Below are 14,263 nucleotides of genomic sequence, written 5' to 3' on the forward strand. Positions count from 1 at the left end.
AAAAAAGGAGAGGGCCATGTCTGGACACACGCGCATGGCGCCGGTGGATGTCACTTGGCTACGAATGGACAGGCCGAACAACCACATGGTCATCGTCGGGGTGATCGTTCTGCGCGAGCCCGTCGATCTCGACCGCATCGAGCGCACGCTGGAGGCGCGACTGCTCGCCCATGACCGCTTCCGCCGCAAGATCGAAGAACACGGCGGGACATACTATTGGCGCGAGGACGCGCGGTTCGACGCCAAGCGGCATCTGCGCCGCGCGCGCCTGCCCGGCGAGGCCGGCAAGGCGGAATTGCAGCGATTTGTCTCGGAACTCGCCGTGCGCCCGCTCGATCCCCGCCATCCGCTTTGGCAGATTCATATCGTCGAGGGCTACGAGGAGGGGGTGGCGCTGGTGTTGCGCATCCACCACGCCATCGGCGACGGCGCCGCAATGATGCGCGTGCTGCTCGACCTCGCGGACGAAGACCCCGACGCCCCGCTGCACGGGGTCGAATGGGCGGACGCGAGCGAGGAGTCGGAGCACCCGTTTCGGCCGCCCTGGGACGTGCTGGCGCCGCTGATCGAAAAGGTCGAGGGCGGCGTAAAGGCTTCCACGGACGCCGCGCGCACCGCCCTCGGTCTGGTCCGCAACCCCTCCGACACGAGAAAGCTGTTGCGCGACGGCGCCAATGTCGCCGCCGAACTCGCCTGGCTGTTGATGATGCCGATGGATTCGCCGACCCGGCTCAAGGGCGAGCTGTGCGGCGAAAAAATGGTGGCCTGGAGCGCGCCGATCCCGCTGCCGGAGGTGAAGGCGGTCGGCCATGCGCTGGGCTGCACGGTCAACGACATGTTGCTGTCCTCCTTCGCCGGCGCGCTGAAAACCTATCTGGAATCCAAGGGCGATCCCACCGAAGGCGTCGAGGTGCGGGCCTTGGCCCCCATTGACCTGCGCCCCCCCGGCCGCGCGAAAACACTCGGCAACCAGTTCGGGATCATCGCCGTGGAATTGCCGGTCGGCATGGCCAATCCGCTGGCGCGGCTCGAGGAGGTGCGCCGGCGCATGCTGGCGTTGAAGCGCTCCTATGAGCCGGTGGTGACCCTCGGCCTGGTCACCGCGCTCGGCTACGGCCCGAAATTGGTGCAGGATCGGCTGTTCGACCTGCTGCTCAGCCGCGCCACGGCGGTGATGACCAATGTGCCGGGGCCGCAACGCCCGCTCTATCTCGGCGGCGCCGCCATCGACCAGATCATGTTCTGGGTGCCGCAATCCGGCGAGATCGGCATGGGCGTGTCGCTGCTGTCCTTCAACAATCGCGTGCAGCTTGGCCTGATCACCGATGCGGCGCTGGTCTGCAATCCCGACGAGATCATTGAGCATTTCCAGCCTGAGTTCGAGCAATTGCTCTATCACGCGCTGCTCCATTGCGGCCATGAGGACGCGCCGCCGCCGCGTCGCGCGCCCAAGCCAAAGCAAAACACGCGAAAGCAGAAGCCGGCTGTGCTGCGCGTGAACGAGGTAGCCGTCGATCCGCCGCCAACCAGACCCAGGCGCCGCGCGCGGGCGAAGGCGCCCGAGGCGGTTTAGCCGCATGGGCGATGCAGCCTTGGATGCGTTCGCTTGACGCGGTGATCCCCGCACCTTTCCGCCGACCTTTTTGATCCCAAGATTTTTTCTAAGTATTGCACTGAACTTGAAATGATATTTTCGGTCAATTTGCGGAAAAATTTCCAATTTTTCCCGTCATGTTCGTCAGGCGGATTTTATTTGCATGATTTTGCGACATGCTCTTTCACATTCATCTACGATTCATCAAGCGCATTTATAAGATGAGCTTAACTCCCACGCCTTGGGACCCTGGAGCTTTTCATGACGAAACTTCGAACGGACGGATGTCCACAGATTTCACGCAGGATGCTGCTTGTCGGCGGGGTCGCCGCCGGTTCGGCGCCATTGCTCGCCGCAACCGACGCCAACGCGAATGTCAAACTGTCCAAGGCCGCGGTCAGGTTCCGCACGGTGGCGCAAGATGGCAAGACCTGCGGCGCCTGCAAGCTGTATCGGGACCCCTCGAGCTGCACGTTTGTCGAAGGCGTGACCGATCCGAGCTGCACTTGCTGGATCTGGCGGGCCAAGACCGCCTGATCCCAGGCAAGCCCGGGATCAGCGATTTAATGCTGCCTGTTTGAGCGCCCTCCCCCCGCGAACAAATAAGCCGCGTGCGCCCAGTCTTCGCGCGGCGCGCTCCAGGAGACAAAGCGCCATTCCGGCCCCGCCGGCGCGATATGGAGCATTTCGCTTCGGCCGAAAATCAATAGGCAAAGCGGCGGCGGATCCTCCGCATTGACCCCGCGACGATCGCCCACGCCGCTATCCCGCGATTTCCGCCTTGGCGGCTTCGACGTCCAGCCGCTCCATGGCGTCAGCAGGGACGCAGCGCGCCGCGTCTTCGTAAAGCGCGGTCGCCTGTTTCAGTTTCGACGCGCCGAACAGCATGGCGAGCGCATTCGCATATTCCATGCGGGCGATGGCCGAGGTCGGATTGAGCTTCAGCGCCTCCTCGAAATGTTTCACCGCCGCCTCCTTGCTCGCGCCATAGGTGAGGCTGGCGATCATGCCGCCGATCTTGTCCACCACTTCGGCGTGATAGGCGCCGAGCGCGATATGCGCGTCGGCGTGACGTTTTTCGAGACGCAGCGCGGTTTCAAGACTGTGCTTGATCTTGCCCCCCAACCCTTGCGCCAACGCCTTGGCCACGGAAATGCACTGGCTGTAGCGGCCGAGCGCCTGCGCGTGGAGATACCAGGCGTTGGCGTTGTCGGACTGCTGCAGGCGTTCCGCGAGCGCGGCGGCGCGCTGAAAAAGAGCGATCTTTTCCTCGCGGTCCTCGACCAGATAGGAGGCGTAGATGTTGATCGCCTTGGCGGCGACATTGGCGCCCAGCGCCCCCAACGCTTCGCCCTGGCGCGCCGCCGTTTCGAAATCGCCGCGATGGTAGGCGCGCCAGGCGTCCTGCACACGCTCGCCCTCGGGAAAGGGCTCGCGGTCGCCGCCATGCAGGCGCGACCAGTTCTTTTCCAACGCCTCGCCTTCATAGACATAGGCGTCGTTGTCATGAGGAAAGCGGGTCCATTTCGATTTCGGCATGTGCGGCCTCAATTCAGATAGCGTTTGGACAAGTCATCGAACAGTTCGCGCTCGCGCGGCGCCAGATAGGGCGCAGCCAGCGAAATCACGTGAAAAGCCCCGCGCGCCAGCGCCCGGCTTTCCTCCTTTTCCTCCTGCGCGTCCTCGTCGTTGTGCGGATTGCGCGCGAGTTCGTAGGAGAGCCAGTAGGTCGCGATCACGGTCATGTTGACGGCCAGCGCCTCGACGTCCTGCGGCGAAGCCCTGAGTTCGCCGGCCTTCACCAGACCGGTGAGGATCGCGGCGGCGGTGCGCCGCTTGTGCGCGAGAATGCGCTTGAACTGCGCGCCCAGCACCCGGTAGCGCGACGTGATTTCGTTGATGTCGCGATAGATGAAGCGATATTTGTGGATGGCCTCGAAGATGAGATGCAGGAACAGCCAGGCGTCCTCGGCGTGCACCGGCCTCTGCTCCGGCGCGGCCAGCGTGTGCTCGATCTCCGCGCGATAGGCGGCGAACAGGGCTTCGACGATCTTGTCCTTGCAACGATAGTGATAATAGAGATTGCCCGGGCTGATGTTCATCTCGTCGGCGATGGCCGTCGTGGTGACGCCCGGCTCGCCATAGGTGTTGAACAATTTCAGCGCCGTATCGAGAATGCGTTCGGGCGTTCGCCTCTTCGGTTTTCTCTCCATGCCTGCTCCCCTCCCCGGAAACGGGCGAACAAATCATCGCAATGCGCGCTCCAGCGTATCAAGGGCGTTGCCGAGCTGGCTCGCCGCCTGCTTCAGGCCGGCGCGGCGGGGCGCGCGGCGCCGCCGCGACAGCGTGCGGCTTTCGTCGGCGAGACAGGCGCGGTCGAGCGACACGCCGTGGCGCGCCAGCACGACATCGAGTTCGTCGGCGCGGCGGCGCAATTCCTCGCGCGTCCTCTGATAGGCGTGCTCGGCCAGCCGGTGGCGGCTGGAATAGGAAAACACGTTGGTGAAGAACATTTCCGCGTCGTCGCGCGCCGGCTCGAACAGGATGACGTCGGCGTCGGGATAGGTTTTCGAATAGCGCTCCATCCCCACCCGCATGCGCGAATGGATCAGCGCGCGAAAGGTCTGCGACATGACGGAGGGGAGGCCGCGCGCCGCGAGCGACACGCGGCTGCGGTGGGTCTTGCGCGCGACCGCGTCGGCGTCGATCGGCGTGAGCGGATTGACGCAAATGAGCAGTTTCGCGCCTTCGGCCAGCGCCACCGAGGCGTGCAAGGTTTTCATCAGGGCGCCATCGACATAATGACGGCCGTTGATCTCCACCGGCGGATAGAGGCCGGGCAGCGCGGAACTGGCCTGGACGGCGCGCGAGATCGGCACGTCGTCCAGCCCGCGCGCGCCGAACGGCGTGGCCGAGCAGGAATCGAGATCGGTGGCGACAATGAACAGTTTGTTTGGAAGCCGGCGAAAATCGTTCACCCGACCCTGCGCCGAAAACAGCCGGGCGAGATAGGCGCCCACGGCCTCGTTGTCGAACATGCCAGCCGGCAGCGCGCGTCCCAGCTGTTGCAGCGACTCAGCGAAGCCGTGCGGGGGCGCTCCATTCAGATAGGACTGCATCGCCAGCGCCAGGAGCCCCGGCAGGCTGGCGAGACGGCGCCCAAACTCCTGGAAGGCGGGCTGCAGCAGGATTTCGGGCTCGAAGGGGTCGTCGGCCTCCTCGCTCTCGATGAATTTCCGGTGCATGTCGCGCGGCGTGATCCCGTTGGCGAGGCCGGCGGCGACGAACGCGCCCGAACTGACGCCGACAAAGATGTCGCAGCCCGTCAGATCGAGACCGACGAGAGCCTCGTCCAGCGCCGCCAGGGCGCCGACTTCGTAAATGCCGCCGATGGGTCCGCCGCCGGCCAGAGCGACGCCCTTGAGATCGCGGTTCACGGCGCCCTCCATCACATCAGCAGAACCCGGCGGGCGCGCCATGCACCGACGCGCCCGTCAGCTCGCATTCACTTCGCCGCCGCAGGCGCCTTGGCCGGCGTCTTGCGCTGTTCCAGTTCGGCGGAAAGGGTTTTGACCTCGTGGGTGAGTTCCGACACCCGGCGGCCGAGGTGCTCGATGTCCTTGCGGGTCGGCACGTTCAGCGAATGCAGGGCGCGCGCGACGCGCTCCTCGAAAACCTGTTCGAGCTTGTCCCACGATCCCGTCGCCTGTTTCCTGACTTCGGCGATCTTGTCGTCGGCGGTCTTCTTCGCCCGGTCCTGAACGGCCTCGCCTTCCTTGACCAAGGCTTCGAAAACCTTCGTGCCCTCCTCCTGCGCCTTGGCGAAGGCGCCGAGGCCGGCGAGCCAAATCTGGTTGGCGGAATTCTTGATCAGCGACGAGAGTTCGGTGTCGCCCTTGCCTTCCGCAAGTTCCGTAAGCTTCTTGACCATGATCCTCTCCCTTGGATTGCCGGCGGTCGAGCCTGCCGGTTTCATTTTTATAAATTATCCGTCCGAACTAGAATCTTCGCCCTAGATTTCGCCGGGAATTCGGTCACATCCGCGAGACCACAGTTTATTCGCTTGTTCCGTCGGTTTTTTTAGCTTTGCTATTTGCGTCTTGCTTTTTCGAATAGGCGGCGGATTCTAATCGAGACCATTATGCTGCAAAAAATTTGGAGACCGAGCCATGATCTACGTCATCACCGGCGGCAGCGGCTTCATCGGCAAGCGTCTGATCCAGAGATTGTTGGCGCGGCCCGACGCCGAAGTCCATTTCCTGATGCGCAACCCCTCGCCCGAGCGTCTGAAAGTTTTGAGCGATTTCTGGGGCGTCGACGCCGCACGCGCGCGTCCCCTGCCCGGCGACCTCACCGCGCCGCTGAGCGGCGTCGATCCCAAGACGATCGAAGCCCTGCGCGGCAAGGTCGATCACGTCTTTCATCTCGGCGCCATCTACGACCTCGCCGCCGACCCCGCCCAGGAAATGCAGGTCAACATCGAGGGCACGCGCAACGCCCTCGCGCTGGCGGAAGCCTTGGACGCCCGGCGCTTCCATCACATGAGCTCCATCGCCGCCGCCGGCCTTTACGAGGGCGTGTTCCGCGAGGACATGTTTGAAGAAGCGGAAAATCTGGACCACCCCTATTTCGCCAGCAAGCACGCCGCGGAAAAAGTTTTGCGCACGGAGGCGAAGCTTCCCTTCCGCATCTATCGTCCGGGACTCGTCGTCGGCGATTCCCGCACCGGCGAAATGGACAAGATCGACGGCCCCTACTACTTCTTCAAGCTCATCCAGAAATTGCGCGGCCTGCTGCCGCCCTGGGCGCCGATGATCGGCCTCGAAGGCGGGCGCATCAATCTGGTGCCCGTCGACTTCGTCGTTTCGGCTTTGGACTTCCTCGCCCACAAGGACGGACTCGACGGCCGCTGCTTCCATCTCGTCGATCCCGACCCGCGCCGCGTCGGCGACATTTTCGCCCTGTTCGCCGGGGCGGCGCACGCGCCGCGCGTCACCATGCGGGTGAACACCGCCCTGTTCAGCCTGCTGCCGCGCCCGCTGACTCAAGCCCTCAAGGCGCTGACGCCGGTGCGCCGCATCCGCAAGGCGCTGATGAAGGATTTGGGCCTGCCCGAAGGCATTCTCGCCTTCTTCAACTACCCCACGCGCTTCGACAGCCGCGAGGCCGGGCCGCTGCTCGCGAGCGCCGGAATCAAAGTCCCGGCCATCGAGGATTACGCCTGGCGCCTCTGGGACTATTGGGAGCGCCATCTCGATCCCGACCTTTTCATCGACCGCTCGCTGCGCGGGCGTGTCGCCGGCAAGACGATTTTGGTGACCGGCGGCTCAGCAGGCATTGGCAAGGCGACCGCGCTGCGCCTCGCGGACGCCGGGGCGCGCGTGCTCATCGTCGGACGCGACCAGGGCAAGCTCGACGCCGCGTTGAAGGAGGCGGAGGCGCGAGGCCTGACGCTGGAAGCCCACGCGGCTGATATCGCCGATCCCGCGCAATGCGAAACCCTGGTCGCCGCGCTCAACGCGCAGGGCGGCGTCGAGATTCTCGTCAACAATGCGGGCCGCTCAATGCGGCGGGGCATCGAACATTCCTACGACCGGCTGCATGATTTCGAGCGGGCCATGCAGGTCAATTACTTCGGCGCGCTGCGCCTGACCCTCGGCCTGCTGCCGGGCATGGCGCAGAGGCGCAGCGGCCATGTGATCAACATTTCTTCGATCGGCGTGCTGACCAATGCGCCGCGCTTTTCGGCCTATGTCGCCTCCAAGGCGGCGCTCGAAGCCTTTTCGCGATGCGCGGCCAGCGAATTTCTCGACCGGGGCGTGAATTTCACCACGATCAACATGCCGCTGGTGCGCACCGACATGATCGCGCCGACAAAATTTTATGAGCACGCGCCGGCGCTTTCGCCCGAGGAGGCGGCGGATCTGGTGGTCGAGGCGATCGTCAAGCGGCCCTCGCGCATCGCCACGCCGCTCGGCGTGTTCGGCCAGATCGTGCACGCGTTCAGCCCGCGCGTGGCGCAGATCGTGATGAACACGGCTTTTCGCATGTTCCCCGACAGCGCCGCCGCGACCGGCGCCAAGCAGGAGGCGCCGAACGCGGATCAGATCGTGTTCACGCAGATCATGCGCGGGCTGTATTTGTAAAATCAGGCCCCCGCGACAGGTTGCTCTTGCGCAGGCGCAGGCGGGGCTTCGGCCGTGACCTGATCCGCCGCAGCGGGCGGCGCCACCACGACGACAGGCGTTTCCGCGACCGCCGGCGCCGCTTCGACCGGCGCGACGACAACGATCGGCGCAGGCGGCTCCGGCTGCGGGTTCAACGCGGCGGAGGGGACGCCCTTGGCGGCCGGCTCGGAAAAGGCCAAAATCTTCTTGAGCACCTCAGGCTGCGCGATCACCGACATGTGGCCGGCGAGCGGCGCGCAGGTCTCCGGCGCCCCCTGCAGGCGCGCGGCGTCCGGCGGCGACACGAATTCGTCGCGCCCCGCCCAGAAGGCGTGGACGGGAACCGGCGTCTCCTTGGCGTTCAGCGCCTGCAGCCAGGGGGAATCCGGCTCCATCTGCCGGGCGCTGCGGCCGTAACCGTATTTGGCGAAGCTCGTGCCATGGTGCGGCGTGGCCAGCGTGACCAGGCCGACGACATCGTCGCCGCCGCGACGGGCGATACGGGCGCGCGCCACCAGCCCGCCCTTGCTGTGACCGACCAACAAAACCTTTTCCGCGCCGGTTTGTTCTTTCACCCGGGCGATGTGCTGGTCGAGTTCGTCGGCGAGTTCGTCGATATCGGCGAACGTCCACCCCAGCGTCAAGGGCGCAACCTTGCGGCCGGCCGCCTCGAGATCGCGCGCCATTTCGAACCACATGCCGCGATTGCAGCAATAGCCGGGAACGAGCACGATCGGCGTTTCATCCGGCGCATGAGGCAACACCTTCTCGTCGCCCATCCAGAACGTGTCGAACGGCATCAACACCACGAAGGCGCGCCAGAAGGCGTAAACCTCGGCCGCGCTAGCCAGCCAGCGCCGCTCGGGCGCGCCGATGTTCAGAAAATTCGGCGCGTTCATGGCGATGGCGGCGCTCGGAATGGCCGCGGGCAAGCCGACGAAGACAAGGAGGAGGACGATGAGCCCGGCCTCGAAGCCGAACAGCAATCTTGTGAGGTGGCCAGCGATCGCGGCCACGATGAGGATCAGAACGACGGCGCTCCGCAACAAAAGGGTCCGCATCTCAGTCTCCGCGCTATCGGCGTATTGATCGGAATCATTGTCTTTGACTGCGGCGACCAGATTATGAATGGACGAACCGCGCAATGACAAAGATCAACAATCGGGAGGGGCGCATCGTGGAGCGCATCTGGGAATCACGCTATCCCGCTGGCGTCGACGCTCATGTCGACGTTCGCGCGTTTCCGTCGCTGCGCCACATGTTCGAGGACAGCGTCGCCCGCTTTCCCGACAACACGGCATTCATCAGCATGGGCGCGCGGCTGAGTTACCGGCGCTCGCGCGAACTCGCCTGGAATTTCGGCTCCTGGCTGCAAAATGTCGTCAAGCTGCCGCGAGGCGCGCGCGTCGCGCTGATGACGCCCAACCTGCTGACCTATCCGGTCGCCCTGTTCGGCGCGCTCTCGGCCGGTTATGTCGTCGTCAATTGCAATCCGCTCTACACGTCGTTCGAGCTTGAGCGCCAATTGCAGGATTCCGGCGCCGAAGCCCTGGTCGTGCTGGAGAATTTCGCCGCCACGGCGGCCAAGGCGATCGAGCGCACCTCGGTGCGCGCCGTGGCGGTCGCGCGCATCGGCGATCTCCTTGGCTTTCCCAAGGGCGCGCTCGCCAATTTCGTCGTCAAACGCGTCAAGCGCCTTATTCCACCCTGGGAAATTCCCGGCGCGATCCCGTTCATGGAGGCGCTGCGCCTCGGCGCCCGCGCGCCGATGCAGCCGCCGGACCTCGGCCCCGACGACCTCGCCTTCCTGCAATATACCGGCGGCACCACGGGCGTGCCGAAAGGCGCCGAACTCACCCATGGCAGCGTGATCGCCAACATCCAGCAAGGCTACGCCTGGGTGCGGCCCTTCGTCGAGGACGGGCGCGAGGTCATTGTCACGCCGCTGCCGCTTTACCACATCTTCGCCCTGACGGTGAGTTGCCTGCTGTTCATGCGCATTGGCGCGGCCAACCTGCTCATCGCCAATCCGCGCGACATCAAAGGCATGGTCAAGGAGCTGGCGCGCACGAAGTTCACGGGCATCAGCGGGGTGAACACGCTTTTCAATGCGCTTCTCAAAAACGAAGACTTCCGGCGGCTCGATTTTAGCGGCATGAAGATTTCGGTTGCCGGCGGGATGGCCTTGCAAAAGGCGGTCGCGGAAAAATGGAAGGCGGTCACGGGACGGCCGCTGATCGAAGGCTATGGGCTGACGGAATGCTCGCCCGCCGCCCTGATCAATCCGCTGGACCTCAGAGATTTCAACGGCGCAGCGGGCCTGCCCATGCCGCACACCGACGTCTCCATCCGCGACGACGCGGGCGCCGAAGTCGCGCCGGGCGAGCGCGGCGAACTTTGCATCAAGGGGCCGCAACTGATGCGGGGCTACTGGAACAGCCCGGACGAAACCGCCGAGGTTTTCACGTCCGACGGTTTCCTGCGCACGGGCGATATCGCCACCATGGACCCGCAAGGTTTTGTTCACATCGTCGATCGCAAGAAGGACATGATCCTGGTGTCCGGCTTCAACGTCTATCCGGGGGAGATCGAAGACGTCGTCGCCTTGCACCAGGGCGTGGAGGAGGTCGGCGCCGTCGGCGTGGCCGACGAGCAGACCGGCGAAGCCGTCAAGATCGTCGTGGTCAAGCGCGACGAGGCGCTCTGCCCCGATGAACTGGTCGCCCATTGCCGCAAATATCTGGTCGGTTACAAGATCCCGCGCCAGATCGAATTTCGCGGCGACCTGCCGAAAACCAATGTCGGAAAAATCCTGCGCCGCGCGCTGCGCGAGGAAAGCGCACACCCGCCGCCGCCGCCGCCGCCGCATTGAGGGATCGCATTTTCGTGAACGGCGGCCGCATTTTGACGCATTGAAGTCACGATTTTGCGAGCGCATCATGCCGGAACGGTCGCCCGCTGAGACGTTCAGACAGTTTCGGGCGGGCCGATCAGAAAGGGAGACGTCATGAAGCGCCCTGTGACACAAATCTTATTCGCCGCGCTGCTCGGTCTGGCCGTTTTGTTCTCGCCAGTTCCCCGACCTGCGGAGGCCGCCCCAGTGGCGCCGTCGAACCTGCTGGCGACGCAATCCTATGGATCGGCCATTCAGCAAACCCAATATTATTATCGCCGGCATTATTACCGCCCCTACTATCGGCATTATTATCGGCCGTACCGGCCTTACTATCGTCCATATTACAGGCCCCATTATCGGCCTTACTATGGGTACCGTCCTCACTACTGGCATCGCCGCCACTACTATTGAGCCGCGTGCCGACGAAAAACGCCGCCGAACCAGCTTCGGCGGCGTTTTTTCGTCGGCGGCGCGGGGAAGAATTCAAATTAGGTGGAGGTCGGCGCCGCGCGCGAAGGGGGCGAGCGCCGGGCTGGTCACGCAGAGCCCGCCGGCGAGCGCGCCGAAGGCCGGCATGACGATCTTCTCGGCCCCGACCACAAAACAGGCGCGGCGCTGTTTGCCCGCACGCGTGGCGACACGGACGCAAGGGTGCAGATGGCCAAAAATCTGCGGACCGCTGAGCCCGTCAGGTTCATGGCGCAGGCGGATGTTTTCGACGCGCCATTCCTCCAGCAAAGCGCACGACAGCTTTTGCAGCGCCTGAGTCAGCGGCCGGTCATGGTTGCCGAGCACGAACACGGGCGCGGCGCGACGCGCCAAAATTTCGACCATGCGCGGCAAGAAATCCGGCTCGGCGGTCAGTCGCGCGGAATGGAAGGCGTCGCCGAGCAGCACGATTTTGTCCGCTCCCGTGGCCCGCGCCTCGGCGTCGAGTTTTTGCAATGTCGCGTCGGACTCGTAGGGCGGCAGGAACATCCCGGCGGCGGAAAAATGCAGCGCCTTGCCGAGATGAAGGTCGGCGACCACCAGGGCGGAAAGGTCAGGAAAACAAAGCGCGCCGCTCGGACGCAGCTCGATGCGATGTCCATGAAAGGAAATTTTGCGCGCGACCAGCAGCGGTTTGACGTTGAGGGGCTTGTTCATGTCCCCAAAAATTCGTCGCCGAGTTCTTCCAGCGCGAGATCGCGCGCGTTCCCCGGCGCCTTTTCGCGGCCGATTTCCAGCAGAAGCGGCACGGCCAGCGGGGTCGGCCGGGCGCGGCGCACAAGATCGATGTTATCGGCGAACATCACCAGTTTTCCCGCGAGGCGGTCGAGATCGAGCATTTCGCGAGAAGCCTCCAGACGCGCGGCCTGCAACAGGATGTGGTCGGGCTCATAACGGCGCAGCACGTCGTAAATGAGGTCGGAGGAGATGGTCAACGCCCGCCCCGACTTAGCCTCGCCAAACACGCGACGTTCGACCAGTCCGGCGACCTGCGCGCAATTGCGGAACGCACGTTTCATGATGCTGCTCTCGTCCAGCCATTCCTCGAGATCGTCGCCGAGCATGTCCGGCGACAGCAATTTCGAAAAATCCTCTGTTTCGGGAAACGGCCGCAACTGCCAGACCAGCACCGCATAATCGTTGGCGGCGAAACCGATCGGCGCGAGGCCAGCGCGGTTGAGCCGCCGCGTCAGCAGCACACCAAGGGTCTGGTGCGCCAGCCTCCCGGCAAAGGGATAGAGCGCCAAGTAATGTCGCTTCGCGCGCGGAAAAACCTCGACCAGCAGCCGGCCGGGGCGCGGCGCCATGCTGACATCCGCCTGGGCGGCGAGCCATTCCGCCACCTGCGGCGGAAATGGAATGTCGTGGCGCGCCCCCGAAATCAGTTCGGCGACGCGGGCGGCGAGCGATTCCGACACCGGCAACCGCCCGCCCATATAAGAGGGAATAATCGTCGAGGCATTGGCGCGCGCGCGAGATACAAAAAGTGTCTCCTCGCGCAGCTCGCGAACCTCCCAGACCTCGCCGGCAAAATAAAACGTGTCGCCCGGCGCCATGCCGGCCGCGACCAGCGAATCGATCGTCCCCAGTTCCTTGCCGGCTTTTTTCAGCGCGCGCCCCGCCCCGATGGCCTGAACAACGCGGGCCATGGGATTGTCGACGATGGTCCCGATGTTCATGCGATGCGCCGCCAGCATTTTCGCGTTGGCGACGCGCAACACCCCGTTCGCATCGGCGCGAATTTTTTCGAAGCGATCGTAGGCCTTCAGCGCATAGCCGCCATTGCGGGCGAAGGCGAGCACGCGCCCAAAAGTCTCGCGCGTGAGGCCGCGATAAGGGGCGGCGGCGACAATCTCGTCATAAAGCGCGGCGGCGGTCATCGGCTCGGCGCCGAGCCGACTGACCACATGCTGGGCCAGAACATCGAGTGCGCCCTCCCGCGCCGGTTCATTGTCCTGCGCGCCGGCCTCCACCGCCTCGACCGCCGCGACACATTCCAGCCACTCAAAACGGTTAGCCGGCGCGAGCAGGGCCTGCGAGGGTTCGTCGAGCCGGTGGTTGGAGCGCCCGACGCGCTGGGTCAAACGGCTGGCGCTTTTTGGCGCGCCGACCTGGATGACCAGATCGACATCGCCCCAATCGAGTCCGAGATCGAGGGTCGATGTCGCCACCACCGCATCGACCGCCCCCTCCGCCATGGCCGCTTCCACCCGGCGGCGGTGGGCGCGATCGAGCGAACCGTGATGCAGGGCGATGCGCAGATTGTCCTCGTTGATGTCCCAGAGAAGCTGGAACATCAGCTCCGCCTGCAGCCGGGTGTTGACGAAAACGATGCTCAACGTCGCGCGGCGCAGGCGCTGATAAATGTCGCCCACCGCATAGCGGCCGGAATGGCCCGACCAGGGCGTGCGGCTTTCGCTTTCCAAAATCTCGAAGCGCGGCGGCGGCGCGTCCTCGGCTTTGACAATGTGCGGCGTGGGCGCACCGCCCGAGGCCAGCCAGCGCGCCAGCGCCTCGGGATCTTTCACCGTCGCGGACAGGCCAAAACGCTGGACATCGGGCGCGATCCTCGCGAGTTGCGCGAGGTTGAGCGCCAGCAGATCGCCCCGCTTCGACGGCGCGAGCGCGTGGACTTCGTCGAGCACCAAATATCTAAGATTTGCAAACACTTTGGCGCTGTCGGGCCGCGACAGCATCAGGGCAAGCTGTTCCGGCGTGGTCAGCAGGATGTGCGGCGGGTTTTTCTGCTGGCGGGCGCGCCGGCTCGCGGGAGTGTCGCCGGTGCGCGCCTCGATCCGGGCGTCGAGACCGATCTCGGCGACGGGGATTTCAAGATTGCGGCGCACGTCCACCGCCAGCGCCTTGAGCGGCGAGACGTAAAGCGCGAACAGTGGCGCCGCCTCGCCGCGCGCGAGATCGCACAGGGCCGGCAAAAAGCCCGCAAGCGTCTTGCCGGCGCCGGTCGGCGCGATCACCAGCGCCGATTCTTTTCGCGTGGCGAGGTCCAGAACCCGCCGCTGGTAGTCGCGCAAAATCCAGCCGCGCCGCTCGAACCAACGGACAAGGATTTCGGGCAGATCGGGGCGCGGCGGCTTGGCGTTCATGGCGTCCTCGACC

At 64.7% G+C, this 14,263-nt stretch carries 11 protein-coding genes; 4 read left to right on the forward strand and 7 right to left on the reverse strand.

Translation table 11 applies throughout. The features are described from left to right. The first annotated feature begins 16 nt into the window (after nt 1-16). Both GJ654_RS03385 and GJ654_RS03390 read left to right on the forward strand, forming a co-directional pair. Complete coding sequence (locus tag GJ654_RS03385) at nt 17-1,573, forward strand: wax ester/triacylglycerol synthase family O-acyltransferase (RefSeq protein WP_155444693.1); 1,557 nt, start codon at nt 17-19, stop codon at nt 1,571-1,573. A gap of 282 nt (nt 1,574-1,855) precedes the next feature. After that, nucleotides 1,856-2,131, forward strand: coding sequence for a hypothetical protein (locus tag GJ654_RS03390; RefSeq protein WP_155444694.1), 276 nt, complete (start codon nt 1,856-1,858; stop codon nt 2,129-2,131). A 225-nt stretch (nt 2,132-2,356) separates the two neighbouring features. On the opposite strand, the gene GJ654_RS03395 is transcribed toward GJ654_RS03390, so the two are convergent. From GJ654_RS03395 to GJ654_RS03410, 4 genes are all read right to left on the reverse strand, one after another. Further along, nucleotides 2,357-3,133, reverse strand: coding sequence for a hypothetical protein (locus tag GJ654_RS03395; protein WP_155444695.1), 777 nt, complete (start codon nt 3,131-3,133; stop codon nt 2,357-2,359). A gap of 8 nt (nt 3,134-3,141) precedes the next feature. Beyond that, the gene (locus GJ654_RS03400; protein ID WP_155444696.1) at nt 3,142-3,807 is read right to left on the reverse strand and encodes a TetR/AcrR family transcriptional regulator; all 666 of its coding nucleotides are present in this window, start codon (nt 3,805-3,807) and stop codon (nt 3,142-3,144) included. A gap of 33 nt (nt 3,808-3,840) precedes the next feature. Continuing rightward, entirely contained in the window at nt 3,841-5,031 is a 1,191-nt protein-coding gene (locus GJ654_RS03405) for a patatin-like phospholipase family protein (protein WP_264586100.1), read from the reverse strand. A 68-nt stretch (nt 5,032-5,099) separates the two neighbouring features. Continuing rightward, entirely contained in the window at nt 5,100-5,525 is a 426-nt protein-coding gene (locus tag GJ654_RS03410; protein ID WP_155444697.1) for a phasin family protein, read from the reverse strand. A 238-nt stretch (nt 5,526-5,763) separates the two neighbouring features. Here GJ654_RS03410 and GJ654_RS03415 point away from each other — a divergent pair, with 238 nt between their 5' ends. Next, nucleotides 5,764-7,740 carry an SDR family oxidoreductase gene (locus GJ654_RS03415; RefSeq protein WP_155444698.1) on the forward strand — a complete coding sequence of 659 codons (1,977 nt, stop codon included), beginning with the start codon at nt 5,764-5,766 and terminating at the stop codon, nt 7,738-7,740. Nucleotides 7,741-7,742: 2 nt separating this feature from the next. On the opposite strand, the gene GJ654_RS03420 is transcribed toward GJ654_RS03415, so the two are convergent. Next, nucleotides 7,743-8,822 carry a lipase family alpha/beta hydrolase gene (locus GJ654_RS03420; RefSeq protein WP_155444699.1) on the reverse strand — a complete coding sequence of 360 codons (1,080 nt, stop codon included), beginning with the start codon at nt 8,820-8,822 and terminating at the stop codon, nt 7,743-7,745. 116 nt (nt 8,823-8,938) lie between these two features. Between GJ654_RS03420 and GJ654_RS03425 the strand changes: the two genes are divergently transcribed. Next, a complete protein-coding gene (locus tag GJ654_RS03425; protein WP_264586112.1) occupies nt 8,939-10,633 on the forward strand; it encodes an AMP-binding protein in 1,695 nt (564 codons plus the stop codon). A 507-nt stretch (nt 10,634-11,140) separates the two neighbouring features. On the opposite strand, the gene pdeM is transcribed toward GJ654_RS03425, so the two are convergent. Together pdeM and GJ654_RS03440 are read right to left on the reverse strand one after the other, a co-directional pair. Further along, complete coding sequence (pdeM, locus tag GJ654_RS03435; RefSeq protein ID WP_155444702.1) at nt 11,141-11,803, reverse strand: ligase-associated DNA damage response endonuclease PdeM; 663 nt, start codon at nt 11,801-11,803, stop codon at nt 11,141-11,143. Continuing rightward, nucleotides 11,800-14,250, reverse strand: coding sequence for a ligase-associated DNA damage response DEXH box helicase (locus GJ654_RS03440; RefSeq protein ID WP_155444703.1), 2,451 nt, complete (start codon nt 14,248-14,250; stop codon nt 11,800-11,802). Before GJ654_RS03440 ends, pdeM begins: the two co-directional genes overlap by 4 nt. Between the last annotated feature and the right edge of the window lie 13 nt (nt 14,251-14,263).

Source organism: Rhodoblastus acidophilus (assembly GCF_009720655.1).
In the GTDB taxonomy this organism is placed as follows: Bacteria; Pseudomonadota; Alphaproteobacteria; order Rhizobiales; family Beijerinckiaceae; genus Rhodoblastus; species Rhodoblastus acidophilus_A.

Excerpts from the sequence above, each read along its gene's own strand:
- GJ654_RS03410 (WP_155444697.1), bottom strand. The coding sequence starts at position 5,525 with ATGGTCAAGAAGCTTACGGAACTTGCGGAAGGCAAGGGCGACACCGAA.
- GJ654_RS03415 (WP_155444698.1), top strand. The coding sequence starts at position 5,764 with ATGATCTACGTCATCACCGGCGGCAGCGGCTTCATCGGCAAGCGTCTG.
- pdeM (WP_155444702.1), bottom strand. The coding sequence starts at position 11,803 with ATGAACAAGCCCCTCAACGTCAAACCGCTGCTGGTCGCGCGCAAAATT.
- GJ654_RS03385 (WP_155444693.1), top strand. The coding sequence starts at position 17 with ATGTCTGGACACACGCGCATGGCGCCGGTGGATGTCACTTGGCTACGA.
- GJ654_RS03440 (WP_155444703.1), bottom strand. The coding sequence starts at position 14,250 with ATGAACGCCAAGCCGCCGCGCCCCGATCTGCCCGAAATCCTTGTCCGT.
- GJ654_RS03395 (WP_155444695.1), bottom strand. The coding sequence starts at position 3,133 with ATGCCGAAATCGAAATGGACCCGCTTTCCTCATGACAACGACGCCTAT.
- GJ654_RS03420 (WP_155444699.1), bottom strand. The coding sequence starts at position 8,822 with ATGCGGACCCTTTTGTTGCGGAGCGCCGTCGTTCTGATCCTCATCGTG.
- GJ654_RS03400 (WP_155444696.1), bottom strand. The coding sequence starts at position 3,807 with ATGGAGAGAAAACCGAAGAGGCGAACGCCCGAACGCATTCTCGATACG.
- GJ654_RS03390 (WP_155444694.1), top strand. The coding sequence starts at position 1,856 with ATGACGAAACTTCGAACGGACGGATGTCCACAGATTTCACGCAGGATG.